Source organism: Marinobacter sp., assembly GCF_041687235.1.
Taxonomy (GTDB): domain Bacteria; phylum Pseudomonadota; class Gammaproteobacteria; order Pseudomonadales; family Oleiphilaceae; genus Marinobacter.
The window spans coordinates 16,022-41,898 of sequence record NZ_JAWLCH010000013.1 but is presented as its reverse complement, the minus strand read 5'-3'; the positions used below and the strand labels follow the sequence as shown (position 1 = coordinate 41,898).

At 58.5% G+C, this 25,877-nt stretch carries 15 protein-coding genes; 10 read left to right on the top strand and 5 right to left on the bottom strand.

Annotation, left to right across the window (positions count from 1 at the left end; translation table 11 throughout):
• Positions 1–85: 85 nt before the first annotated feature.
• Positions 86–3,937, bottom strand: a complete 3,852-nt coding sequence (locus tag ACESMK_RS15785; RefSeq protein ID WP_373000877.1) for a hypothetical protein — start codon at positions 3,935–3,937, stop codon at positions 86–88.
• Between the two features lie 92 nt (positions 3,938–4,029).
• Entirely contained in the window at positions 4,030–5,394 is a 1,365-nt protein-coding gene (locus tag ACESMK_RS15780; protein ID WP_373000875.1) for a KamA family radical SAM protein, read from the bottom strand.
• Between the two features lie 681 nt (positions 5,395–6,075).
• On the opposite strand from ACESMK_RS15780, the gene aceE reads away from it, so the two are divergent.
• Both aceE and aceF read left to right on the top strand, forming a co-directional pair.
• The gene (aceE, locus tag ACESMK_RS15775; protein WP_373000873.1) at positions 6,076–8,739 is read left to right on the top strand and encodes a pyruvate dehydrogenase (acetyl-transferring), homodimeric type; all 2,664 of its coding nucleotides are present in this window, start codon (positions 6,076–6,078) and stop codon (positions 8,737–8,739) included.
• Between the two features lie 10 nt (positions 8,740–8,749).
• The gene (aceF, locus tag ACESMK_RS15770) at positions 8,750–10,429 is read left to right on the top strand and encodes a dihydrolipoyllysine-residue acetyltransferase (protein ID WP_373000871.1); all 1,680 of its coding nucleotides are present in this window, start codon (positions 8,750–8,752) and stop codon (positions 10,427–10,429) included.
• A 346-nt stretch (positions 10,430–10,775) separates the two neighbouring features.
• On the opposite strand, the gene ACESMK_RS15765 is transcribed toward aceF, so the two are convergent.
• Entirely contained in the window at positions 10,776–11,921 is a 1,146-nt protein-coding gene (locus ACESMK_RS15765) for a DcaP family trimeric outer membrane transporter (RefSeq protein WP_373000869.1), read from the bottom strand.
• 162 nt (positions 11,922–12,083) lie between these two features.
• On the opposite strand from ACESMK_RS15765, the gene ACESMK_RS15760 reads away from it, so the two are divergent.
• The 6 genes from ACESMK_RS15760 to astB all read left to right on the top strand — a co-directional run bounded on the left by ACESMK_RS15760 (position 12,084) and on the right by astB (position 19,858).
• Positions 12,084–13,544 carry an exonuclease domain-containing protein gene (locus ACESMK_RS15760; protein WP_373000867.1) on the top strand — a complete coding sequence of 487 codons (1,461 nt, stop codon included), beginning with the start codon at positions 12,084–12,086 and terminating at the stop codon, positions 13,542–13,544.
• 99 nt (positions 13,545–13,643) lie between these two features.
• Complete coding sequence (locus tag ACESMK_RS15755) at positions 13,644–14,858, top strand: aspartate aminotransferase family protein (RefSeq protein ID WP_373000865.1); 1,215 nt, start codon at positions 13,644–13,646, stop codon at positions 14,856–14,858.
• Between the two features lie 9 nt (positions 14,859–14,867).
• Positions 14,868–15,887, top strand: coding sequence for an arginine N-succinyltransferase (locus ACESMK_RS15750; protein WP_373000863.1), 1,020 nt, complete (start codon positions 14,868–14,870; stop codon positions 15,885–15,887).
• A gap of 52 nt (positions 15,888–15,939) precedes the next feature.
• Positions 15,940–17,040 (top strand): arginine N-succinyltransferase, encoded by a 1,101-nt coding sequence (gene astA / locus ACESMK_RS15745; protein WP_373000861.1) that lies wholly within the window; start codon positions 15,940–15,942, stop codon positions 17,038–17,040.
• A complete protein-coding gene (gene astD / locus ACESMK_RS15740) occupies positions 17,028–18,503 on the top strand; it encodes a succinylglutamate-semialdehyde dehydrogenase (RefSeq protein WP_373000859.1) in 1,476 nt (491 codons plus the stop codon). The genes astA and astD overlap by 13 nt, the downstream gene beginning before the upstream one ends.
• A gap of 14 nt (positions 18,504–18,517) precedes the next feature.
• Positions 18,518–19,858: an N-succinylarginine dihydrolase gene (gene astB, locus ACESMK_RS15735; protein ID WP_373000857.1), complete on the top strand. Its 1,341-nt coding sequence runs from the start codon at positions 18,518–18,520 to the stop codon at positions 19,856–19,858.
• Between the two features lie 22 nt (positions 19,859–19,880).
• Here astB and ACESMK_RS15730 read toward each other — a convergent pair whose 3' ends face one another.
• The gene (locus ACESMK_RS15730) at positions 19,881–20,516 is read right to left on the bottom strand and encodes a TetR/AcrR family transcriptional regulator (RefSeq protein ID WP_373000855.1); all 636 of its coding nucleotides are present in this window, start codon (positions 20,514–20,516) and stop codon (positions 19,881–19,883) included.
• Positions 20,517–20,682: 166 nt separating this feature from the next.
• Between ACESMK_RS15730 and ACESMK_RS15725 the strand changes: the two genes are divergently transcribed.
• Positions 20,683–21,762, top strand: a complete 1,080-nt coding sequence (locus ACESMK_RS15725) for an efflux RND transporter periplasmic adaptor subunit (RefSeq protein ID WP_373000853.1) — start codon at positions 20,683–20,685, stop codon at positions 21,760–21,762.
• A complete protein-coding gene (locus ACESMK_RS15720; RefSeq protein WP_373000851.1) occupies positions 21,762–24,788 on the top strand; it encodes an efflux RND transporter permease subunit in 3,027 nt (1,008 codons plus the stop codon). Before ACESMK_RS15725 ends, ACESMK_RS15720 begins: the two co-directional genes overlap by 1 nt.
• Here the strand turns inward: ACESMK_RS15720 and astE are convergent.
• Positions 24,754–25,806 (bottom strand): succinylglutamate desuccinylase, encoded by a 1,053-nt coding sequence (astE, locus tag ACESMK_RS15715; protein ID WP_373000849.1) that lies wholly within the window; start codon positions 25,804–25,806, stop codon positions 24,754–24,756. The genes ACESMK_RS15720 and astE overlap by 35 nt on opposite strands.
• Positions 25,807–25,877 lie beyond the last annotated feature (71 nt).

The following is a 25,877-nucleotide window of genomic DNA, read 5'->3' as shown; positions in this document are numbered from 1 at the left end:
TAAAGCATAGGGCTGGAGGATGCGCCAGCAATCCATAAAAAAGCCCCGCGCGGGGCGGGGCTGAAGACAACAATCAGGGCGCGCGTCAGTCGCAGTTATTGCAGATGGCGAAAGCAACAGAAACGGAGCCCGGACCCATGGGCGTTCCACCGCTGGTGTCATAGGAGCGCGACACCAGTACCAGAAGCTTGTTATCTGCTGATGAATAACCGAACTGCTCGACAAATGCGCTGTCACCATTGGAGTAGGTGAAGTCGGGTGATTCCATTTCGATCCGACCGGTCGCTCCATCAACTCCGTAGGTCCAGCTGTTCGGGGCAAGGCCAGAGGATTCACGGGTAATATCGAATACGTCCGTGTCCAGACCGAACAGGGAATAGAAAATGCTCAGACCTCTTTGCGAGGTGGCTGTGCCATTCAGGCCAAACTCCAGAGTGGAACCGGGCAGGTAGATGTCCGCCTCGAAGTAGCCCTCGTCAGTATAGAAGTCCTTCAACAGCACATCGTATGACTTGCCTTCAAGATCGCTGGCCTGGAAGTTCGGATCAAGCCTGACTCCCACAAGAAGTGACGACTCGTTGAACTCAACCGTATATGGCGTGAACGGGTTGGGCAGTGCCAACGTCATGACGTCCGCACCCTGGGAGGCAAAGCCTCCGAGTTCATCGTCCAGCAGTCGCAAAGTGCCGTCGGCTGCGAGACTGAAAGCGCCGAGGCTCTCGTTGAGCGCCTCATCGGACTTTGGCTCAATCGTCACACCCGTTCTTTCGAACGGCTTCAGGCCCTGGAGGATTTCGAGTGACACTTCGTTCGTGAGCGTCGCATTCCCTGCTGCATCGACATTGACATTAAGGGCCCCTGCCGAGTATTCCATCTCGTTGGGCACCGGAATGTCACTGTCGTCGGAGATGTCCGAGATCCGGAAGCTTACGAAACCCCAGTCACCCGCAAGCGCGTCGATCGAAGGCGACGGGGTCTTCTTGCTGAGTATATGGGTATTCAGTTCCCGGCCATCAGTGAAGCTCCCATCGCTTTCTTCGTACTGGAAGTCGTTCGCTTCATTGGCGATGAACAGGCTCCGTTCGGAATCCAGAGCGCGGAAATCGATCTCGGTGGCACCGGTAACGATCTGCGAGCCGTCCTCAGGGTCCACAATGCTGTTCTCGGGGATGGCAGCGAACAGGCCGGTTTCGGTGTAGCTGACGTCAAAGCCCCCGGCAATGCCAAGGCATTCGCTGACTGCATCGAAGAGTGCGTCCCTGTTGTCCTCGTCGGCGCCGGATTCAACATACAGGTCACCCACACACAGGTCCGCCCAGCTGAGCGTTCCTGTTCCGTCGGAGTTGTCCCCCAGGTTTGCACCCGGGTGGGCCCAATGAGCCTGAAACACGGACGGCGGGTTGCTCAACCTTGAACTTTCAAGGCCAATGGCGGTTCGCAGGTAGTGGAAGTCACCCGTGACGGCAGGGCCGGAAGCGCCTGGTGAGCCGCTGTCGTTGTCTGGCGGTGTATAGTCCACAGTAAGATCGCCATTGCTCACCGGAATGCCGGAGGCCAACTCGCTGAGCTGAGTAGTACCATCCTGATCGACCACCAACTGGCCATCGACAACGGAGAAAAGGTATTCGCCATTAAATGCGCCGTTATCCGCCAAGCCGCCCACGCCGTTCTGATCGTACTCGGTGATGTAGTCCAGAATCAGTGATTCACTGTCCCAGGCCCACTCGCCGAATTCGATACCCGGAGTTTCGTCACCGGATGCTCTGTAGGCGTCGCCAATGAAGTAGAAGCCATCCTCAAGCAGGGTGAGAACTGCGACTTCATCCGGGCTTGAAGGAATCTGCGTTGCCCAGGTGCCGGCCACACCACCGGTGGCGCTGTTGGCAGGGACCCGTTCAAACCGCTCGGACCCGCCGTTGGCAAAGCTCAGTGTAAAGCCGTCACTGTCGGCATCAACACGCAGAGGTGTTTCTTCTGTAGCGAGATCGCTGGCACCCCATTCTCCGTTCTGATCAATGAGGATGCTGGTGAACTCGAAATCACCGGTCTGGTTGTCCCAGGTGTAGGTGCCCATTTCCATACCGGTGTTGCCACCCTCGGACGTATCAGGGCGGAAGTCGCCGCCAAGTTCCAGATGAATGTATTGGCCGGTCTCGAAGAAGGTGAAGTGAATGTAAGGAGCGTTGTCAGCGCGGTCGGTATTGCGCTTGATGAAGCTGCCGACCAGGGCGCCGGCCTCTGAAGGCGGTGTAACCTGGTCAGCAAAGGGGTTGTTGAGCCTGGCAGAGACGAACACGCCAAAAGGATCCCGGGCAATCAGTCGAAGCTGGTCTGTCTCTCCGGGAACGTAGTTTTCCGGCAGGCTGCCGGTAAACGAGCTCGCATCATTGTCCAGTGGGTTGCCAGTGAAGCCACCGCCCTGGCCGCCTGAGGTCTGGCCGGTAAAGTTGTTGCGCACAGATACGGCGTCGTATCCGAGTGGCAGAGTCCACTGGAAGCTGTACTCATCAGCGGCCAGGTCGGCGGTAGCACCAGTGATCTCGGGTGCACCGTTGCTGAAGTCAGGGCTGCCCCGACGAACAGTGTAGGAAGCCTCGGAGTCAATCACGCCTGCAACGGCATTGTTCCAGGTGAAGGTTACGGTGTCGCCGGCGTTAATGTCGCCTGCCGAGAGCGTCTCGAAAGCAGCGAAACGGTTTTCTTCGGCAATGAAGGGGAGTGGCCCGTTGAAGACGGTGAGGTCACCCGAAACCGTGACCTCGGAGTCTGCGATATCTCCAAGACTCGGAGCAGGGAAGCCTGCATAGATCATGGTGCCGATCCCCTCGATCGTGGGGTTCTCAGCGCCATTTTCATACTGGTGGGTGGGCTCAACGAAAACGAAGAACTCCAACTGGTTGCCCTGAAGCTTCCAGTCACCATTGTCATTGATAGCGTTCCAAGGGCCCTGGGCAGAGCCAAAGTTCAGCTTGGCCGTGTTTTCACCCAGTTCGGTCAGGGACCAGTTGCGGATGTCTTCCGCCAGTTCGCCGGCATCTTCAATCCCGGCGGCCGAACCGAAAAGGCGATTTGCAAGGCCGCCGGCCGTCTCGCCGTTGTTCAGGAAGTCGTTGGCGGCCAGGGCTTGGAGGGCCGTTTCATCCTGGTCTTCCAGAGCGTTGGCAAACGACGTGGCGAGGGCGTTCAACGCCTGCAGCGTGGTTACGCCCTCGTTGATTTCAGTTTCGTCTACCTCAAGCGTGGTTTCTTCGCTCTCGGGCTGGACAAAGTTGTTGGTAATGGTCTGGGTCGGATTAACGCGATTGGTAATGGTTGCGGTGTTTGTGCCCGGATCAATCTGTACCTCAATCACGTCAAGGGCAGCATCGAATCCTGAACGGTTGGCGGTAAACGGCGAGTTGCGCAGATCAAAGTCATCGTCCACACCGAGAGCGTCGAGCAAGGGCTTCAGCCGGGTTTTCAACGCTTCTTCCTGACCTTCGATGGCCGCTTGCTGAATCAGGTCGAAGTCCGGATTATTGAAAAACTCCTGGGGGCTTCGGCCCACGGCGTTACCAACGATCAGGTCGGTCAGTGGCGTAATGTTTGCGGTGCCGTTCAGGTCATCGGAAAATGCCACGGAAAGCATCTGATAGGCATTGCCGCCGGCGATGCCGCTGGCATAGAGCAGAACGGGTGTGTCCAGGCCGGAAAGATCCAGCTCGAAAGCCCCGTCTGCTTCGATGGCCGTGGTCAGCGTTTCGCCGCTGGCGTCACGGGCGCCGACAACGCCTGAAACAGGTGCACCGGCAGCCGCTGTGCCTGAGATGGTTGCAGAGTCATCGGTGGTGGGCGTGGTTCCTGAGCCGGAGCTGCCGCCTCCGCAACCACTGATAATGAGTGCTGCTGCCATGGTGCACAGCAACAGCCATAAACGAAGGGAGTGTTGCCTGATCATTGGATGATTCCTCTTTGGTTTTATCGGTTTCCGACAAACCAAAGCTAGAAGAACCCCAAAAACCAGGCATCACCCATATGGTGTATGAACCTTTAACCGTTACCCTTTTTCATGGCTTCATACTCATCCTCAAAGAAGAACTTCTCTTCTCCGAAGGCCGGTTCGAGCTCATGCAGCCAGGTGGCGGTTTCGCTGTACTTGGCGAAGAACGGACGCTGTACCCAGTCCGGGTTGCGGCCCTGCAGGAAGCGCAGCACAAAGACTTTCTCACCGTGGATTTCGGTAATGCCCTGAATCTCCACTTTGCCGGGACCGGCGCTCATGCTCGGGCCTCGGGCGGTGCGGGCCAGGCCGCTGACCTTCTTCATGGCTTCCCGGTAAATGTGGTAAGCCTCGGCCAATGGTACTTCGAAGTAGTTCTTGGCGCCGGTGTCCCGTTCCACAAACATGTAGTAGGGGATGATGCCCAGCTGCACTTCTTTCTTCCACAGCTTGGCCCAGGCTTCGGCATCGTCGTTAACGTGCTTGATCAGCGGGCCCTGGGCGCGGATCTCGGCACCAGTAGCACGAATGCGGCGGATAGCCTCTTCGGCAATGTCGGTGGTGATTTCCTGCCAGTGGTTGTAGTGAGCCATGATGGCTACGTGCTTGCCGGCGTCTACAAGGCGGGCGAAAAGGTCAATCAGTTCATCGGCATCCTTGTCGGTCACGAAACGGTAGGGCCAGAAGGTCAGGGCCTTGGTGCCGATGCGGATGGTCTGGATGTGATCGAACTCCGGCTGCAGCAGCGGTTCCAGATACTGCACCAGGTTCTTGGTCTTCATCACCATCGGGTCACCGCCGGTCACCAGCAGATCGGTTACCTCGGTGTGCTCCTGCAGGTAGCCATGAAGCTTCTCGGCTTCGGTGCTGGCCATTTTCAGGTCTTTGTCACCGACAAACTGTGCCCACCGGAAACAGAAAGTGCAGTAGGAGTGACAGGTCTGGCCCTGGGCCGGGAAAAACAGCACCGTCTCGCGGTACTTGTGCTGAACGCCGTCCAGTACTTCGCCGTCCAGCTCTGGCATGTTCATTTCCATCTGGCCGGCCGGGTGCGGGTTGAGCTCGTCCCGGATTTCCTTGGCAACAGCCTGGATCTCTTTCTTGTCGGCACCTTCCCGGTGCAGCGCTGCCATGCGCTCGTAATGCTCATCTTTCAACATGCCTTTCTGTGGGAAGACAAGCTGGTAGATCGGGTCGTTGGGCACCTTGTCCCAGTTGATCAGTTCATTGATTACGTATTCGTTGACCCGGAACGGTAGCACGCTGGCCACCACCTTCATTTCAAACAGGGTCTCTTCAGGGAGATTCTGAATGACTTCAATCTTGTCGAGCTGGCGGTCCGTGTAGACCTTGAAACGCCGTTCCTCGAACTCCGTAGTGGGAATCCGGTTAGGAAAGGTGACGATGGAGTTCATAGATCGCCCTCTGTTGGTGCCAATGACAGAAAAAGTGGTCCGACCACTTTTTCGGTGGTTAAAAATCAGGCAGGCGAGTATACATAAATCGGCAATTATTTTCAGGTCTAATTAAAAAGTTCCAGAAAAACAGGCAGGTGGAAGTAAAGATATAGTTGAAAATTCGATAAAAAGCGCAAAAAGCGCCGAAAATCAGGTGAATTTCGGAAAGAGGATCGTTTAGCGTGGTAATCAATTTGCTGGTTGATAAGAATGCTACGACATTGGTCGCAATCTGGTTGTCTGATGGTCTGAAAACGGTCATTCTTCCGTAAGTAACCGCAAGAAGTCCCTCCGAAACGGAATTCCGTAGGGCTCTAATTGAATTTGATGGTCAAAATGTAGTAAAAATACTACGCAAATGGGTGAGCTGATCTGCGTGCTTCACCGGCAGGCCGGTCATTCCCCGGGGCCAAAAGCCCGTAATCCGGGGGCGATCAGGCAGGAAAAGTGTGAGAGCTGTTCTATGCTTTGTACAGGTTCTTTGTACCGGGAGCTGGTACACCTGTCAGGCTTTGCCAGGGGCTCCTTGAAATACCCACAACAAAACAACTGCATTCCATCGCAGCTTATCGACACCGCAACGCGCCAGGCTGCTGATCGTGGCCGCGCTGCACTTTTTGATGCCAAGGGGAGGGTTTGATGTACCAGGACGATGATCCCATTGAAACCAGTGAATGGCTGGACGCGCTGGAATCTCTGATCGAGAACGAAGGCGTAGACCGGGCCAAATACATTCTTGAGAGGCTCTCCGAACGGGCGAGCCGCGATGGAACCGAGCTACCTTATTCCATTACCACGCCATTCCGGAACAGCATTCCGGTGTCCCAGCAGGCGCCGATGCCTGGCGATCTCTTTATGGAGCGTCGTATTCGCTCCCTGATCCGCTGGAATGCCATGGCGATGGTCATGAGAGCCAACCAGCGCCCCGGAGATCTCGGCGGGCATGTGTCATCGTTCTCGTCGGCAGCGACGCTCTATGATGTTGGCTTCAACTACTTCTTCCACGGCGGCGACGAAAAGCGTGAGTCCGATCTGGTTTATTTTCAGGGTCATTCTTCCCCGGGCATTTATGCACGCTCCTTCCTTGAAGGCCGATTCGATGAGAAGGATCTGGATAAATACCGCGAGGAAGTGGATGGCACTGGTCTCTCTTCCTATCCACATCCCTGGTTGATGCCCGATTACTGGCAGTTCCCAACGGTGTCCATGGGTCTGGGGCCGATTCAGGCCATTTACCAGGCCCACGTGATGAAGTATCTGGACAGCCGCGAGCTCATCGAGATGGGTGACCGCAAGGTGTGGTGCTTTGTTGGTGATGGCGAGTGTGACGAGCCGGAAACCCTGGGTTCCATTTCCATGGCCGGCCGGGAAAACCTCAGCAACCTTATTTTCGTTGTTAACTGCAACCTTCAGCGCCTTGATGGTCCTGTTCGTGGTAATGGCAAGATCATGCAGGAACTGGAGGGTGTCTTCCGGGGCGCCGGCTGGAACGTGCTGAAAGTCGTCTGGGGTCGCCACTGGGATCCCCTGTTCGAGCAGGACAAGGACGGCAAGATGCAGCGGGCCATGGATGAGGTCTGCGATGGCGAGTTGCAGAACTTCAAGAGCAACGGGCCTGCGTACACCCGCAAGCACTTCTTCGGCAAGTATCCGGAAACGGCCAAGCTGGTTGAGGGCCTCTCCGACGAGGAAATCAACAAGCTCAACCGCGGCGGTCACGATCCGTACAAGATCTATGCGGCTTATCACCACGCCATTCATAAAAACGGTGGCCGCCCGACCGTTATCCTGGCTCACACCATCAAGGGTTATGGCTTTGGTGAAGCCGGTGAGGCGCAGAACACCGCTCACTCCCTGAAGAAGCTGGATATTGAGCAGTTGAAATCTTTCCGTGACCGCTTTGCGGTGCCGCTGAAAGACGATGAGCTCAAGGACGTTCCCTACTATCGGCCAGCGCCGGATAGCCCGGAAATCGTCTATATGAAGAAGCGACGTCAGGAGCTGGGTGGTTTCTATCCCAAGCGTCGCAAGGATTGCCAGCCGCTGCAGATTCCCGATCTGGACATCTTCAAGGCGGTACTGGATGGTTCCGGCGATCGTAAGATCTCTACCACCATGGCGTTCGTGCGCATCCTGACCGCGCTCACCAAGGACAAGCGCATTGGCAAGCGCGTGGTACCGATCGTACCCGATGAAGCCCGTACCTTCGGTATGGAAGGCATGTTCCGTCAGCTCGGCATCTACACCGCGGAAGGTCAGAAATACATCCCGGAAGACCGTGACCAGATCATGTACTACCGGGAAGACAAGAAGGGCCAGATTCTCGAGGAAGGTATCAACGAAGATGGCTCCATGGCAGCCTGGATGGCGGCGGCAACGTCCTACAGCACCAACAACTTCCCGTTGATTCCGTTCTACATCTTCTACTCGATGTTCGGTTTCCAGCGGGTGGGCGATCTGGCGTGGGCCTCCGGCGACATCCAGGCCCGTGGCTTCCTGATCGGCGGTACCGCCGGACGGACCACCCTGAACGGCGAAGGCCTGCAGCATCAGGACGGCCACAGCCATGTGCTGGCCAACACCATTCCGAACTGCAAGGCCTACGATCCGGCCTACGGTTACGAAATGGCCGTGGTGCTTCGCAAGGGTATGAAGGAGATGTTCGAAGACAATCAGAACGTTTTCTACTACCTGACCATCGAAAACGAGAACTACGAACAGCCTGCCATGCCCAAGGATTGCGAAGAGGGCATCATCAAGGGCATGTACAAGTTCGAGTCTGTTGAAACCAAGGGCAACAAGAAGACGCCCCGGGTTCAGCTGCTGGGTGCTGGCGCGATCCTCAACGAGGTGCGGGCAGCAGCTCAGATGCTGAAAGACGATTGGGGTGTTGCCTCCGATGTGTGGAGTGTTACCAGCTTCAATGAGCTTGCCCGTGAAGGCCAGCACGTCGAGCGCTGGAATCGCCTGCACCCGGACGACAAGCCCAAGAAGGCCTACGTAACCCAGTGTCTGGAAAAACAGACCGGGCCGGTGGTGTCTTCCACCGATTACATCAAGCTGCACTCCGAGCAGCTCCGGGCGTTCATTCCCAAAACCTACCTGACCCTGGGTACCGACGGTTTCGGCCGCAGTGATACCCGGGAAAAGCTGCGCAGCTTTTTTGAGGTGGACCGTTACTACGTAACCGTCACCGCGCTGTCTGCCCTGGCCCAGGATGGTGAGGTGAAGAACGATGTGGTTCTCGAAGCCATGCGCAAGTACGGAATCGATCGCAACAAAACGAACCCGGTGCTGAGCTAAGGAGACCGCCATGAGTGAACAGGAAATCAAGGTTCCGGATCTCGGCGGTGCGGATGAGGTCGAGGTTATCGAAATCACCGTTAGCGCCGGAGATTCCGTTGAAGCGGAAGATCCGATCCTGACCGTAGAGTCAGACAAAGCCTCGGTTGAGCTGCCGTCACCCGGTGCCGGCAAGATCACAAAGATCACCGTAAAGGTGGGTGACAAGGTCAAGGAAGGCGATGTTGTCGGGATGATGGAAGCCAGCGCCGACGGCGGTGGCTCTGACGATGCCGGCAGTGATGACACCGAAGAAAAACCGGAAGAGAAAGCCGAGGAAAAGAGCCACGCCAAGCAGGAAGAGAAATCCGAAGAGAGTAAGCCGGCACCGAAGAAGGCTTCCGGTGGCTCCCGCAAGGAGACCGTCAAGGTTCCCGCGCTGGATGGCTTTGACAATGTTCCGATTATCGAAATCAACGTCTCGGAAGGCGATACCATTGAAGCCGACGATCCGCTGGTAACGGTGGAATCCGACAAGGCCACCATGGAGATCCCTTCGCCCTACGCCGGTAAGGTGGGCAAGATCCTGGTCTCCGAGGGTGACAAGCTCTCCGAAGGCGATGAACTGCTGGAGATGACCGTTCAGGAAGACGGTGGCGAAGAGGAAGAAGCCTCTGAGTCGGCGTCTGAAGAACCGGCGAAGGAAGAGAAGTCCGAGCCGAAGTCTGAAGAGAAGCCCAAGGCAGCCGCTGAATCCGCCCCTGAGCCCCAGGGTGCGACGTACGAGCCGCCCAGTCCGGGCGCCAAGGTCCACGCTGGCCCGGCCGTTCGCAAGCTGGCTCGGGAGCTGGGTGCCGATCTGACCCGCATCAAGGGTTCTGGCCCGAAGAACCGGATTGTAAAAGACGACGTTCAGGCTTACGTGAAGAGCCAGCTCAAACAGGCCCAGCAGGGCGGTGGTGTTGCCACCGGCTCCGGTATTCCCGGTGTCAAGCTGCCGGACTTCAGCCAGTTTGGTGAGGTGAAGCGTGAGGCCATGTCGCGGATGATGTTTGCAACGGCCAACAACATGCAGCGCAGCTGGCTGAACGTGCCCCACGTCACCCAGTTCGAGGATGCGGATATCACCGATATGGAGGATTTTCGCAAGGCCCAGAAAGCGGCCGGCGAGAAGAAGGGCGTGAAGATGACGCCGCTGCCGTTCCTGCTGAAGGCCTGTGCCACGGCGCTGGCCGAACTGCCCCAGTTCAATGTGTCCCTGGACATGGAGCGCAAGGAGGTGGTTCGCAAGAGGTACATCCACATCGGGATTGCGGTGGATACGCCCCACGGGCTGATGGTGCCGGTGATCCGGGATGTGGACAAGAAGGGCTTGTGGGAGCTGGCGGCAGAAAGCGCCGAGCTGGCCCAGAAGGCCCGGGACAAGCAGTTGAAGCCGGCAGAGATGCAGGGCGCCTGTTTTACCATCACCAGTCTGGGTGGTATTGGCGGCACCGCATTTACGCCGATTGTGAATACGCCGGAGGTGGCGATTCTGGGGGTTTCCAAGGCGGCGATGAAGCCGGTTTGGGATGGCAAGGAGTTCCAGCCCCGGTTGATGCTGCCGTTGTCGCTGTCTTACGATCATCGGGCAGTGAATGGGGCCGATGCGGCCCGGTTTACTACGGTGCTCAGTCAGCTTCTTGGGGATATTCGTACCCTTCTTCTGTGATATGAAGCTAGTTGCCACCCAGCCTCAGGGTTGGGTGGCGCGACAAAGGCCGGTGCGGCTTTTCAGAACACGCTACAAGCACATCCATGTGCGCTTGTTTCGGGCCATCCATGGCCCTCTACAGTTCTGAAAAGCCGCACCGGCCTTCGTCGTTCTGGCTCCTTCCTGATCGCTTTACCCTTCCTCGTCTTTCTCCCTCGGGCCTGCCAATCGTCTCCCAGTCATTGCTTTTCACTAGCTTTCTGGGTCGACAATAATCAGGGACGTCCGCCATAAATTCCGCCCAAACAAAAACCCCGGCCGGAGCCGGGGTTTCTGCTGAGTTAACTAACTTCTAACGGAAGGATTAGAAGTTGTACTGCGCTGCGAACAGGAGACGGTTGGCGTCGGAAGAGTCACCGGCAACCGTTTCCTGGTCGAAGTAACCGTACTCAACGCCCATCATGACGTTCTGTACGGGGGTCCACATGTAGTTCAAGAATACGTTCTGGTTAGTCTCGGGCGCAGCATTGGTCAGCGACGAGTTGGCGACTGCATCATCCAGATCCTGTGTGGTCATGCCATATGCCAGGTTGATGCTGCGACCACCGCCAAGTGCCATGCTCACACCGACGTTACCGCCATATGCGGAGATGGTTTCAACGCTGTTGCCGTCGAGATATGCGCTATTGCCGTAGTAGTTGCTGCCCGAGCGCCACAGATAGCCGGTAGCACCATCAGTGGCAGTGACAGAGCCCTGAATGGAGAACATGTCGCTCAGTGCAAACTTGGCTGCACCGGACACAGCGTAACCCATCGCGCTATCATCGTTGGTGCCATCGTCTGAGGTGACTTGGCTAACTACGCCTGATAAGGCAAATGACACTGCGTCCACTGAGTTTTCAAAGCGAGCTGTGAGGGCTGGCGCACCGGTGCGACCTGAGCCGTCAACGATTGCCTGGCTGCTCGGATCTTCAATTGAGAAGGACAATGGTCCGGTTGTGTAACGCAGTTGCTCCGTACGATCCCAGCTGCCCATGCTGCCTGCCAGGCCGTCAAAATCAAGAACCGGAGTTGCACCTACAAAGCTTATAGAGTTAGACCAGTTACGGCCGGCCATGAACCCTTTGTATTCACCATATGCGTGACGAATACGTAAACTGCCAGCGCTGTTGCCTGAACCACGGAAGTCACCTTCCACGGTGATGGCTACGCCAGAAGAATGGTTGACTTTGATGCCCAGGCGGCTTTGCTGTACGTCAGCGCCGAAGTGGCCTTCGGTGGCGTCCAGATTGTTGCCATCGGCATCTACTGGGGAGAAAGTACCTGCACGGGTAGATACGGCACGGTTGCCGTCCAGATCATAGCTCATGTTCAGTCGAGCATAGCCATACAGGCTCGCTTCAACATCGTCACCTACGTTCAACGTAAGTGCGCTCGCTTGAGAGGCAACCCCCATTACTACTGTTGCTGCCGTCGCACGAATTGCCAATCTCAGTTTGTTGCTTTGCATCGTTGTTGTCTCCACACATTTTTGTTGTTGGACCCAAAAACAAGGTAGTTACGAATTCGTGACAATTCAAATAAATTCATGCAGAAATTAGACGAATGTCTATAACAGCTTTTCGTTCATATACAGACATCTGCAGTTGCCAGCGAGGCGTAAACTTGTTCCATGACGTCCGAAAGTACAGTTCTTGAGTCAGCCACGTTCGCGTTTCTTGATATTGAAACCACCGGCGGCAATTCAGCCCGGGACCGGATTACCGAGATTGGTATCCGGTTCTGGCGGGCCGGTGAGGTGGTGGGTGAGTGGCAGACGCTGCTGAACCCGGAAACGCGGATATCCCCGTTTATCGAAAACTTTACCGGCATTTCCAATGAGATGGTGGCGGATGCGCCCTTGTTTGAAGCGGTGGCGGATGAGCTGGAGGCGCAGCTTAAGGGCAAGGTGTTTGTCGCTCACAATGCCCGTTTTGATTACGGCTTTATCAAGGCAGAGTTCCGCAGGCTGGGGCGATTGTTCTCGGCGAGGGTGCTGTGCACTGTAAAACTTTCCAGAAGGCTGTATCCGGAATTCCGGCGTCACAACATGGATGCGCTGATTGATCGTCACGGTCTTGACCAGGTTCAGCGGCATCGGGCCATGGGGGATGTGTCCGCCATGCTGTCCTTCTTTGAGCATGCCCGGGCAGAGAAAGGGGACGGGAAATTCGAAAGTGCCCTGCGTGAACTGCTGCAGCGCCCGAGCATTCCCTCCCATCTGCCGACGGATACCCTTCAGGATCTGCCACGGGGGCCGGGGGTGTATCGCTTCTACGGCGAGAACGATGTGCTTTTATATGTGGGCAAGAGCACCAACATTGCCCAGCGGGTGGCTTCGCACTTTTCCGGGGATCACAACTCCGCCCGGGGCGTGCGGATGTCCGAGAGCCTGCGCCGGGTGGAATGGACAGAGACCGCCGGTGAGCTTGGAGCGCTGCTGCTGGAGCTGAAGCAGATCAAGACTCTGAAACCCCTGTTCAATCGTCGCTCCCGGGCCGCCAAGAATCTGGTGAGTATCGAATTGTCGAAGAACGGCGCCGGGTATCTGCAGGCGCGACTGGTTCGTGAAATCGAGCCACACCGGTTGGGGGATTATTTCGGGCTGTTCCGCAGCAAACGGGATGCCGAACGGGCTTTGAGCGGCATCGCTGGCAAAAATGAATTGTGCAACCGGTTGCTGGGGCTGGAGCCTGCGCATGATGGACCCTGCTTCCAGCGTTCCCTCGGCCGCTGCAAGGGCGCCTGTGAAGAGCTGGAGGATGTCGGGCGTTACAATCTGAGGGTGCAGATTGCCTTTCACAGTCTGCGGCTCAAGACCTGGCCCTGGAAAGGGCCGGTGGGGATTGTCGAGCAGGATGTCCGGTCCGGCCGCACGGATATCCTGGTGGTCTACAACTGGATGCATGTCGCCACCCTGCACGATGAGAACGAGCTGGAGGATCTTTCCCTCCGGGGCCAGGCCGTTACCTTTGATCTGGATTCCTACAAACTGTTGATCGGTGCCCTGATGGACCGAAACACGGGTGGGAGAGTGCCGCACCGGTTGATCGAATTGCCTGCCATCGGGGAACCGGATGTTCTTATGCCGTGAGTGGCGTATTATGGGGCAAGAGTCCGCATACCTACGTACTTGCCTGGGGCGGTTACTCTACTATTTTTAATTGCTTAGCCGCTTTCCCGAGAGAGATCTATGAATAAAGAGCCCGTCAGCCGCGAACTGTTCGATGAAGTCATGGTGCCCAACTACGCTCCCGGTTCCATCATCCCGGTGCGAGGGGAGGGTTCCCGGATCTGGGATCAGGAAGGCCGCGAGTTTATCGATCTCCAGGGCGGTATTGCGGTGACCTGCCTTGGCCATTCCCATCCGGGACTGGTGGGCGCGTTGCACGATCAGGCCGAGAAAATCTGGCACCTGTCGAACGTTATGACCAACGAGCCGGCCCTGCGCCTGGCGAAGACCCTGTGTGACCTTACCTTCGCCGAGCGTGTGTTCTTCGCCAATTCCGGCGCCGAGGCCAACGAGGCGGCGTTCAAGTTGGCCCGTCGTTATGCGTGGGAACATTTTGGCCCCGAGAAGAATGAAATTATTTCATTCACCAACTCGTTCCACGGCCGCACTCTGTTTACCGTAAGCGTCGGTGGTCAGCCCAAGTATCTTGAGGGTTTCGAGCCTGCTCCAGGCGGTATTCATCACGCGGAGTTCAATAACCTGGAGTCGGTGAAAAAACTGATTTCCAGAGAAAAGACCTGTGCCGTGGTGGTTGAGCCCATCCAGGGTGAGGGTGGTGTGATGCCAGGCGATCAGGCCTTCCTTGAGGGCCTGCGCCAACTGTGTGACGACAACGATGCCCTGCTGGTATTCGATGAGGTTCAGTCCGGCGTTGGCCGGAGTGGCCATCTATACGCCTATCAGATGTACGGCGTGGTGCCGGATATCCTTTCCAGTGCCAAGGGCCTTGGCGGTGGCTTCCCTGTGGCCGCCATGCTGACTACGGCCAAGGTAGCCGCCAGTCTCGGCGTTGGCACCCATGGCAGCACCTATGGTGGTAATGCCCTGGCCTGTGCCGTGGCCCAGAAGGTGGTGGATACTGTCAGCCAGCCGGAGATCCTGAAGGGCGTGAAGGTCCGTTCAGACAAACTCCGCAAGGGCATGATGGATATCGGCGAGCGCTATGGCGTGTTCAGTGAGGTTCGCGGCGCCGGTCTGCTGCTCGGTTGTGTGCTGACGGAGAAATGGCAAGGCAAGGCTAAAGACTTCCTGAACGCCGGCCTGGATGAGGGTGTGATGGTCCTGGTGGCCGGAGCAAACGTGATTCGTCTGGCGCCATCCCTGATTATCCCCGAACCAGATATCGACGAAGCCCTCGAGCGGTTCGAAGCGGCAGTGAAAAAACTGACGGCCTAAGGAGACTTTATGTGGCTGGTACGTCCGGCTCAGCCGGATGATCTGGACCAGATTCTCGCCATCGCGGGCACTCAGTGTGCCCGTCTTTCCTCCACTCTGCCCAAGCAGGTCGATGCCCTGGCTTACAAGATCGAGCAATCCCAGGCGTCTTTTGCTGGCAGAATCAGCTCGGAGGATGATCCGCCCAGATTCCTTTTCGTGCTGGAAAACACCGAGACCGGGGACATTGCAGGCACCGCCGGTATCGATGCCCGTGCCGGTAATGGCCAGCCCTTCTACAGTTACCGGCGGGACGCTCTGATCCATGCGTCCCATGAGCTGGGGGTGTCGCGCCGTGAGGAGGTGCTGTACCCCTCCCATTCGCTGACCGATGTCTCGTTGTTGTGCTCATTCTCGATCCGCCCGGAACTGCAGGATACGGAGGCGTTCGAGTTGCTATCCCGGGCCCGGATCCTGTTTATCGCCGACCACCGGGAGTGGTTCACCCCGAGGATGGCGGTGGAGATCCAGGGCGTGCAGCTGGAGGACGGCAGCGTGCCCTTCTGGGACAGTCTGGGCCGGCATTTCTTTGATATGGATTTCGAGACGGCGGACCAGTACTCCGGCCAGTTGAGCAAGACCTTTATTGCCGAGCTCATGCCCCCCAATCCGATCTATGTCACTCTGCTGAGTGAGGCGGCCCAGAAGGCGATGGGGCAGCCGCACCGGATAACCGTGCCTAACTTCGAGCTGCTTCAAAGGGAAGGGTTCCTGCCGGGCAGTTACCTGGACATTTTTGACGCCGGCCCGGTCCTTGAGGCGCGCACCGATACCCTCAAAACCCTGGTCACCAGCCACCTCAAGGAACTTCATGGCACCAATGAAGATGTGGGTGAAACCTGTCTGATTGCGGCCGGTGAGCGGGAGCAGTTCCGCTGCACCCTGACGCCGGTGGCCGAGACACTGGACGATAAACTCAAGGTTCCGGTGTCCACGTGGAAGACGCTGAACAGGACCGCGGGTGACCGGGTAAGGATCGCGCCATTATGACTTGCTTCGGAATGGCGATGCCGGAAGCCGGGGAGATCAGGGAGGCGACACCATGCTGGTAATTCGCCCGTTACAGGAAAACGATCTGGATGACCTGTACGCCATGGCGCAGAGTGCCGGAAAGGGGCTTACCACCTTGCCCGCGGATCGCGAGCTGCTGGAGAGGAAGATCAACCACGCCCGCGAAACTTTCAACCAGCGTATTGCGCCGGAAGCCGGGCTGTACCTGTTTGCGCTCGAAGATATCCAGCGCAAAAAAACGGTCGGTATCAGCGGCATCCAGGCCCGGGTTGGGCTGGACGAGGTGTTCTACAACTACCGTCTGAGCGTTGCCGTGAATGCGTCCAAAGAGTTGGGTGTCCACGTACGGACACCCACGCTGCACCTGTCCAACGACATGACCGATACCAGTGAGATCTGCTCGCTGCTGTTGTCCGATGAGTACAAGGGCGGGGGCAACGGGCTGCTGCTCTCCCGGTGCCGGTTCATGTACCTGGATGATTTCCGAAAGCACTTCTCGGAAAAGGTGTTTGCCGAGATGCGCGGTGTGTCCGATGGCCAGGGACGAAGCCCGCTGTGGGATGCCCTGGGCGCCAAATTCTTTGATATGGAGTTCAGCGAGGCCGACATGCTGTCGGGCCTGGGTAACAAATCCTTTATCGCCGAGCTGATGCCCAAGTACCCGATCTACCTGCCTATGCTGCCGGATTCGGCCCGGGCCGTGATTGGCCGGGTTCACGACAATACCGCGCCGGCGCTTCGAATGCTGCAGTCCGAGGGTTTCAACTTTAACGGGCTGGTGGACATTTTTGATGGCGGCCCGGTGGTTGAAGCCTTTGTGCACAATATCCGCACGGTACGGGAAGGTATGAACCGGCACGCCATGGTGACTCGCAAACTCGTCAACCTCGATGTGCCTGCCGATGAACGGGTCATGGTGTCGAACCGCTCTTTCCGGGACTTCCGGGTGACCACTCTGCCAATAGATTGCATCGGGCCGGATACCGTCAGCCTGCCGCCGGACGTGGCCGAGGCATTGCAGATAGAGTCCGGCGATCCGGTTCGCCTGGCCCCCTTGAAAGATTCGGGGATGCTGACCAAACATAGTTATAGAAGCTCAGTACCGGGAGGTGCATCGAAATGGCAAAGCTGACAGGTGAACTGTTTATCGACGGGCTCTGGCTCCAGGGCCACGGGCCGGTATTTGAATCTGTCCAGCCTGTGACCGGTGAAACGGTTTGGGATGGTGAGAGCGCCAATCTGGAAGATGTGGATGCAGCCGTTCGCGAGGCCCGTAATGCCTTTCTGAAGTGGCAGCGGAAGAGTCTTGCCGAGCGCCAGGCCGTTGTCGAAGCCTTTGGTGAGTTGCTTGAGGCTAACAAGGAAGAGCTGGCCCATCAGATCGGTCTGGAAACCGGCAAACCCCTGTGGGAATCCCGCACGGAAGTGGCGGCGATGATCGGCAAGATCGGCATTTCGGTGAAAGCCTACAACGACCGTACCGGCACGTCCGAATCCGATGTGGCCGGTGGGCACGCCGTGCTCAGGCACCGGCCCCATGGTGTGGTGGCGGTGTTCGGCCCCTACAACTTCCCGGGGCATCTGCCGAATGGCCACATAGTGCCGGCTCTGCTGGCCGGGAACACGGTGGTCTTCAAACCGAGCGAGCTGACCCCCGGTGTTGCCGAACTGACGGGAAAACTCTGGGAGAAGGCGGGCATTCCGGACGGTGTCATCAACCTTGTGCAGGGCGCTTCAGCCACCGGTAAATCCCTGGCCAGTCACCCTGCGATCGATGGTCTGTTCTTTACCGGCAGCTCAACCGTCGGGCATTTGCTGCACAAACAGTTCGGTGGCCAGCCGGAGAAGATCCTGGCGCTGGAAATGGGTGGTAACAACCCGCTGATTGTTCAGGATGTGGCCGACGTGGATGGTGCTGTGCACCACGCCCTGCAGTCGGCCTTCCTGTCGGCCGGCCAGCGGTGCACCTGCGCGCGTCGCCTGCTGGTGCCCAAGGGCAAAAAGGGCGATGCTTTTCTGGACCGGTTGGTGGAAGTCTCTGCCCGCATCAAGGTAGGCGAGTTCGACGCCGACCCGCAGCCGTTTATGGGCTCGGTGATTTCTGCCGAAGCCGCCGACAAACTGCTGGCAGCCCAGGCCAGCCTGCTGGACAAGGGCGGCAAATCCCTTCTGGAGATGAAATCCCTGAAGTCAGGAACCGGCCTGCTGTCGCCCGGTATCATTGATGCCACCGGGCTGGACGTGACGGACGAGGAATTCTTCGGGCCGTTGCTGACGGTTTATCGCTATAAAGGCTTTGATGACGCCCTGGAACTGGCCAACGACACCCGGTATGGGCTCTCTGCCGGTATCCTGACCGATGACCGTAAACTCTATGATCGGCTGGTGGAGGAAGTCCGGGCCGGTATCGTGAACTGGAACCGGCCACTGACTGGCGCCAGCAGCGCGGCGCCCTTCGGTGGGGTTGGCGCCAGCGGTAATCATCGCCCGAGTGCCTACTATGCCGCCGACTACTGCGCCTGGCCCATGGCCTCTCTTGAGGCGGGCAAGAGTGAGCTGCCAGACTCCCTGGCACCCGGTCTCAATTTCGATTAACGGAACCCAGTGCCATGGTGAAACACGCGGTTGAAGCAAACTTCGATGGCCTGGTTGGTCCTACCCACAACTATGCGGGGTTGTCCTGGGGCAATGTTGCCTCCAAGTCCAACGTCAGTTCCGTTTCCAATCCGAAAGAGGCGGCACTACAGGGCCTGGCCAAGATGAAACGTCTGTCGGACCGGGGGTATGTGCAGGGCATTCTGCCGCCCCACGAGCGGCCTCACATCCCGACGCTCAGGGCCCTGGGGTTTGAAGGGACAGATGCCCGGGTTCTGGAACAGGCGGCCAAATCCAGCCCGTCCATACTGGCGGCGGTCTCGTCTGCATCGCCCATGTGGACGGCCAATGCGGCCACGGTATCGCCCAGTGCCGATACCTCAGACCATCGCGTGCACTTCACTCCGGCCAATCTGAGCGCCAAGTTTCACCGTTCCATTGAGCACACGGTGACCGGGCGTTCCCTGAAATCCATTTTTGCCGACGAGAGCTACTTTGCCCACCACCCGGCGCTGCCATCGGTGAGCCACTTTGGTGATGAGGGCGCCGCCAATCACACCCGGTTGTGCGCGGGGTACGGCGAGCCCGGCGTGGAACTCTTTGTATACGGCCAGATCGCGTTCAACGAGCAGGCGCCGGCGCCGCAAAAATACCCGGCGAGACAGACGCTTGAGGCCTCCCAGGCGGTGGCGCGGCTGCACGGACTCGGGGATCGGCATGCGGTGTTTGCCCAGCAGAACCCGGAAGCCATTGATGGCGGCGTTTTTCACAACGATGTGATTGCCGTGGGTAACGGCAATACCCTGTTCTACCACGACATGGCTTTCCTGAAAGAAGAGCAGGTGCTGGCGGACATTCGTGCGCGTCTTACCGGTGCCGAGCTTGAAGCGGTTCGGGTCAGCAGTGCCGACGTGCCACTCGAAGATGCGGTGGCCTCCTACCTGTTCAACAGTCAGTTGCTGAATACCCCGGACGGCATGCTTCTGGCCGTGCCCGGTGAGTGCCGGGAAGTGGCTTCGGTCAGCCGTTATCTGGATGATCTGGTGAAATCCGGCGGACCGATTACCTCGGTGGAGGTCTTCGATGTCAAACAGTCCATGCGTAACGGTGGCGGCCCGGCCTGTCTGCGGTTGAGAGTGGTGCTGAACGATGATGAACTCAAGGCCATTAACCGGGGCGTGCTGCTCACCGATGAACTCTACGAGCGCCTGACCACCTGGGTGGAAGCCCACTACCGCGATGAACTCAGCCAGAACGAGCTGGGCGATCCGATGTTGCTGGACGAGGTCCGTAAAGCCCTGGACGAGCTAACCGGGATCATGGGGCTCGGTTCCATTTACGATTTTCAGCTTTAGAAGCCCCGCGGGCTCAAGGCTGTCAGGCGGAAATCGACGACGTCAGCATGTCCATGGTGTGCCGGATCAACTGCTCTGCCGGAAAGTCCGGATTGCCTTCGCCCGTTTCCGACTGGCATAGCAGGATCACCCCATGCAGGGCGCCACGCAGATAAAGTGCGGTCTGTTCGGGGTCGGTAATGCGATCGCAGTTCATGGTGCCGTCCTGAAGCCCCAGCTCGATTGCCCCCACCATCAGTTCCATCAGATCTGATTTGGAACACAGCATTTCTTCAGCCTGGCTTTCATCCGCCTCGGCCATGGCGGTGGATGCCTTGGTCAGCGCCGAGAAATAATCCGGCTCCTCCAGATAGAAGCGATAGTAGGATTCCCCCATTGCCCGTATCTGGGCCAGACCGTTATCGGCGGTCTGTCGTGCCTCTTCGAATCGCCGGAACAGGGCGTGCCCCGCTCGAAGCATGATGCCCCGCTGTATTGCCGCCTTGTCTTTGAAGTACACGTACAGCAAGGCCCGGCTGAGACTGGCGGTACGGGCGATGTCGTCCATGGACGTGCGCTCGTAGCCCTTCTCCGAGAACACCAGTTCGGCGGCGTCCAGAATGGTGTCGTAACGGGCCTGTTTTTCTCGCTCACGGCGGGTTTTCAGCGGTTCGCTCATTCAATCATCCGGTTGGTTGGCATCGGCACCCCTAGGATACCTGAAATCGAATAAAACCCGATTATTGACAAAATGTCAAAGAGTGACATTATGTCGGAATCAACTGTCGGGTTCATCCAGGGACTGGACCCCGCCAACTACACGAGCAGGGATGAAAGGAAGAGTCATGACGCCACCACGTACCCCAGTCGCCATCGTTTCGCTTGCGGTTTTTTTGCTGTTTCTATCGGGTTGCAAAGCCAGTGATGTGGCCCCGGAGACCGAGCAGCAGAAGGTTTCAGTACGAACGTCCGATGTTGCGGGTGGCGAGAGTCAGGATATGCCGCTGAGATTTTCCGGAATTGTTCGCGCCACCCAGCGTGCAACACTGACGTTTCAGGTCAGCGGAACTCTCAAGGAGCGGGCGGTAGAGCTGGGCCAGAAAGTGCAGGCCGGTGATTTGCTGGCCCGGGTCTACAACCCCGGCCTGGAGCCGGCCCGCGATTCGGCCCGGGCCCGGCTGGAAGAACTCAGGACGCAATACCAGCAGGCCCAGCGGGAGTGGGAGCGCTCCAGCCGATTGCATGAGCGTGGTGTTGTGTCGGAGCAGACCCTGGAGCAGCTTGCCGCGCGGCGGGATTCCCTGGAGGCCAGCGTTGCAACGGCTCGGGCCTCCCTGGCAGAGGCAACCCAGTTGCTCGAAGAGAGTACACTGCGGGCACCTTTCTCCGGGCGGGTAGAAGCCCTGCTGGTTGAGCGGGATGAATTTGTGGCGGCCGGTCAGCCGGTGCTGCGGCTTTCCTCACCGGAGGGGCGTGAGGTGGAAGTGCGGGTGCCGGCCTATCTGCTGGATCATGTTCAGCTGGAGCAGACGCTGCCTGTGTGGTCGGTGCAGGATCGCAGCCGGCCGCCACAATCCGGCTCGGTGGTCGAGATCGCCCAGGCCAGTGCCATTCGCGGTGAGCTGCATCCGGTACTGGTGAGCCTTCCAGTGAACACGCTGGAGCCGGGCGAGCCGGTGGAAGTGGGTATTACGCCGGTTCGACAGTCGGCGCTTACGGTTCCGCTGCTGTCGGTGATTCGCAACGCCCAGGGTGTCAGTGTGTTCCGGGTCCGGGATAACGTGGCGAAGAGAGTGCCGGTGGAAGTGGACCGTGTGGTTGGCGAGCGGGTAGTGGTTACTTCCGGTGATCTGTCCCCGGGTGATCAGGTGGTGTATGCCGGCATGACGCGGCTGGCGGACGGTGATGCCGTGGAGGTGCGCTGATGACCCGCCGGCTTCTGAACTGCCAGCGCCTCCTGGGTATGGTGGTTACCATGCTCTGCCTTCTTGGCGTCGCTGCCTACAGCACCATGCCGCGCCAGGAAGATCCTTCCTTTCCCTACCGGGCCGGCCTGATCAGCATCAATTATCCGGGGGCCAGCGCCGAGGCGGTTGAACGGCTGGTGCTTCGGCCCCTGGTGGATGAGTTGCGCCAGGTGGAGGAGGTGGACTTCTCGCAGTCTACCGCGCGTACCGGGGTGGCCCTTGTCCGAATGCGCCTGAACGAAGACATCTACGACACAGATCCGGCCTGGGACCGGGTTCGCCAGGCCATGGAACGGGCGAAGCAGGACTTCCCGGATGATGTGGGAAGCATGGTGCTTGATGATCGGCTGATCGATATTCCGGCCATTGTCATGGCCGTAGGTGGTTCTCCTTCGGTAACCGAATTATCGGACGTCGCCGAGCGGCTCAAGCAGAACCTGTCGGACCTGCCAGGCGTGTCGCGGATCGAGCTGGAGGGTGATGCCGACGAGCAGATTACCCTGGCCCTGGATGATGCCGCGCTTTACCGTATGGGTATCTCCCCGGCGCGGGTTCTGGACACCCTGGCCCGGCGCAACCAGACCATTCCCGGCGGCTTCGTGGTGGTTAATGGCCGCCGCCTGTCGGTACTCCCCAACAGCGAATTTGCCGATATTGATGCGATCCGCGCCACACCCATTGAGCTTCCGGATGGCTCCCAGGTACCCCTGGCTGCGGCGGCGGATGTCTGGCGTGGGCCAGCGGAACCGCGACAGCCGGAAACCTGGTACGACGGCGAACGGGTAGTGCTGGTCTCCATCATCATGGAAGAGGACACCACCGATGCGATCCGTTTTGGTGAGCGGGTGCGGGAACGCATGGATCAGATTCGCGGAGACTTTGAACCCTACGAGATCCGGGAAATGTTCTTCCAACCGGACAAGGTGCAGGAACGGCTCGATAACCTTGCCTGGAGTCTCGTGCTCTCGGTGCTGATTATCGTTGCCGTGGTCTTTACCGGCATGGGCATTCGCATGGGCCTGCTGGTGGCGTCCATCCTGCCCATGGTCGCCCTGATCAGTGTCGGGCTCTACGATCTTGGCGGCGGTGTGCTGCACCAGATTGCGGTGATCGGCATGGTGATCTCGCTGGGCATTCTGATTGACAACGCCATTGTCATTGTCGAAAACATCCAGGGTCATCTGGATGACGGCATGCGCCGGCTGGACGCTTTGCGCAAGGCAGTCAGTGAGCTGGCAGGCCCTCTGGGCGCCTCAACCGGAACCACACTGGCGGCCTTTGCACCCCTGCTCCTGGCGAAGGGCGGTGCTGCGGATTTCACCCGTGGCGTGCCGGTCATGATCATGCTTACACTGTCCGTCAGCTACCTGCTTGCTATCTCCGCTGTTCCCCTGCTGGCGGCCAGGTTCCTGAAACCCCGTCGAAAAGCCGGGCAGGACCGGTTGATCGGCGTGGCTCGATTCCTTGGCGGCCTGGTGTCCCGTTACCCTGGCCGTCTGATTGCCGCCGGCGCCATACTGGTCGGGATCAGTGTCGCCATGACCCCCTTTATGGCCCAACAGTTCTTCCCGAATGCCGATCGCCCCCGGGTGATTGTCGAAGTCTATATGCCCGAGGGCACCGATCAGTCCCGAACGTCAGAAGCGACAGAAACGCTGGAACGAATCATCCGCTCACAGCCGGATGCCCTGGAGGTGCACCGCTTTGTGGGCTTCACCGGGCCGTCCTTCTATTACAACCTGCAGCGCGCGCCCCAGGCGCCGAACCGGGCCCGGCTGGTGGTTACCACGCCCACGCTGGAAGATACCACCGGCATGATTCGCTGGATCCGCGCCCATGTGAAAGAACAGATGCCGGAACTGGATGTGACCGTGGGTATCCTCGGGCAGGGGCCGCCAAGGGCGGCGCCGGTGGAAATTCGCGTTTACCACGCAGACGATGACACCCGCATAGAAGCGGTGGAACAGATTTTCAGTATCCTGCGGGGCGTCGAGGGCACGGTTGATGTCCGCCACGACCTGGATATTGGTGTGCCCAGCATTGCCATCAACGTCGACGATGCAACGGCGGCCCGATATGGCCTGACCCGCGCCGATGTGGCCCAGAGTCTCTACGGCCAGAGTTTCGGTATCGTCGCCGAGCAATATCGCCAGGAAGAGGATCCCATTCCTCTGGTGCTACGGTCCCGGGAAGGCACGGCTCTGTCGCTGTCGCGATTGCTGTCAGTGAATATCTACAACGACCGTGGCGACGCCGTACCACTTTCGGCCGTGGCCAGCGTGGACACCACCTGGGAGCCGGCGGCCCGTTACCTGCGAGATGGCGTGAGAATGAACACGGTCACTGCGAATCTGGAAACCGGCTATAGCTTCAGCCAGGCGCTGGACGGCCTGTACGCGGGTCTTGAGGAAAATCCCCTTCCGCCGGGCACGCGCCTGGCCATGGGAGGCGATGCGGAAGGTTCCGGCGATGCCAACACTGCACTGCTCACCGCAGCGCCCATCGGCATGCTGCTACTGCTGTTCTTCCTACTGCTGCAGTTCAACTCCTTCCGCCGGGTCGGGATTATCCTGTTGACGGTGCCGCTGGCCACCGTCGGCATCTTCCCCGGGCTGGTGCTGTCCGGCTCGCCGTTCGGTTTCCAGTCCCTGTTGGGGGTCATTGCCCTGGTGGGAATCGTGGTGAACAACGCCATCGTTCTGCTGGATGTGATGGACCGGGAACTGGAAAAAGGAAAAGACATCCGCGATGCCATGCGCAACGCGGTTGAGCAACGCACCCGGCCAATCCTGCTGACCACCGCGACCACGGTAGCGGGGCTGCTGCCCCTGGCGTTCTCCAGTTCGACACTCTGGCCGCCCATGGCCTGGGCCATCATCTCCGGCCTGCTGGCCTCAACGGTACTGACTCTGCTGGTCATCCCGGCTGTCTGTACCCAACTGATCAAAGTCAGCGTGCCGGAACCTGAAAACGCCCCGGCCTGACCATCAACCCAACCCGGTGCCCCACAGGAACCTCCGGGTTGGGGAAAATAATCGCCTCCGGCGAATGCCCCACCCGGTAGCTGGTTTCATCATCCTCCCAGATCACCGTGCCGGGCTGGTACTCGGTGAAATTGGCGACATCATCAGGAATATGAAACCGGAAGTTCTTCCCGGTGTTCAGAATCTCATGTACCACCTCGAACACCGTCAGGTGATCATACGGTGGTTTACGGGCTGGCGCCGAAAGCCCCCGGAACCGCCGCCGCAACGCATCCCGGATGCCCGAGAAACGTTCCAGATCATTCTGCCCAAACGGCCGCACCTTACCCAGCTCCACGGTAAAGCTCTCGGCCTTTAGCAGCGACGAGGAAAACGAGGAAAACGTCGTACCCGCTTTATGCTGCAGCAGAAGCGTCTCCACCTCCGCCTCCAGCAGAAAATCACACTGCTCTACCGGAACCGTTCGACCCTCAACAAACGGATACAGCGCAAACCGCTCGCGATGAGACGGGCGAATGGCCGTGTGCAGATCATAGTGAGAAAGCGCCTGGGGATTGGCCATGGCAAACTGTCGGCAAGCCTCTTCCAGCTCCTGTGCCCGCGCAGCCTCGGCCAGCCCTTTATACTCGCTGCGCCCGTGAGCACCATCGAACAGCCGATTCAGGTTCACCTCCATAAAACGCTCCCCGGATACCATCGCGGGCGGATTGCCGAGAATCAGCAGCACCGGACAAGCAAGCTCCCAATCGCCCTCGATCAGTTCGGAAACCAGCGCGTTCAGAACCTCAATCGGCGCCGTTTCATTGCCATGAACACCCGCTGAAACAATGATTGCCTCGGCATTCGGATTGCGGCGGCCCGCAGGAGGAGCAATGTCCAGAACGCCCACGGCCTTGCGGCTGATCCGGGTGCCATCGGGGAGGTAAGCTTTGGTTTCCGGAAGCGAGGCGTTGGCGTTGTCGAGCGTCTGGGAGAGCCAGTCTGAATGCGTTCCAAACAGGTCATGTTTTGCCGACATAGAATCCCCGAACCAGGTCTGGGGGCGGGCAGGGTATTGCCTCCCGGGAATGTCTGAAGCCATGGATGGCT

Bases quoted from the DNA above. Each gene is read 5' to 3' on its own strand.
- astD (WP_373000859.1), top strand. From the start codon at position 17,028: ATGGCAAAGCTGACAGGTGAACTGTTTATCGACGGGCTCTGGCTCCAG.
- ACESMK_RS15720 (WP_373000851.1), top strand. From the start codon at position 21,762: ATGACCCGCCGGCTTCTGAACTGCCAGCGCCTCCTGGGTATGGTGGTT.
- astA (WP_373000861.1), top strand. From the start codon at position 15,940: ATGCTGGTAATTCGCCCGTTACAGGAAAACGATCTGGATGACCTGTAC.
- aceF (WP_373000871.1), top strand. From the start codon at position 8,750: ATGAGTGAACAGGAAATCAAGGTTCCGGATCTCGGCGGTGCGGATGAG.
- ACESMK_RS15780 (WP_373000875.1), bottom strand. From the start codon at position 5,394: ATGAACTCCATCGTCACCTTTCCTAACCGGATTCCCACTACGGAGTTC.
- astB (WP_373000857.1), top strand. From the start codon at position 18,518: ATGGTGAAACACGCGGTTGAAGCAAACTTCGATGGCCTGGTTGGTCCT.
- ACESMK_RS15750 (WP_373000863.1), top strand. From the start codon at position 14,868: ATGTGGCTGGTACGTCCGGCTCAGCCGGATGATCTGGACCAGATTCTC.
- aceE (WP_373000873.1), top strand. From the start codon at position 6,076: ATGTACCAGGACGATGATCCCATTGAAACCAGTGAATGGCTGGACGCG.
- ACESMK_RS15725 (WP_373000853.1), top strand. From the start codon at position 20,683: ATGACGCCACCACGTACCCCAGTCGCCATCGTTTCGCTTGCGGTTTTT.
- ACESMK_RS15755 (WP_373000865.1), top strand. From the start codon at position 13,644: ATGAATAAAGAGCCCGTCAGCCGCGAACTGTTCGATGAAGTCATGGTG.
- ACESMK_RS15785 (WP_373000877.1), bottom strand. From the start codon at position 3,937: ATGATCAGGCAACACTCCCTTCGTTTATGGCTGTTGCTGTGCACCATG.
- astE (WP_373000849.1), bottom strand. From the start codon at position 25,806: ATGTCGGCAAAACATGACCTGTTTGGAACGCATTCAGACTGGCTCTCC.
- ACESMK_RS15760 (WP_373000867.1), top strand. From the start codon at position 12,084: ATGACGTCCGAAAGTACAGTTCTTGAGTCAGCCACGTTCGCGTTTCTT.
- ACESMK_RS15765 (WP_373000869.1), bottom strand. From the start codon at position 11,921: ATGCAAAGCAACAAACTGAGATTGGCAATTCGTGCGACGGCAGCAACA.
- ACESMK_RS15730 (WP_373000855.1), bottom strand. From the start codon at position 20,516: ATGAGCGAACCGCTGAAAACCCGCCGTGAGCGAGAAAAACAGGCCCGT.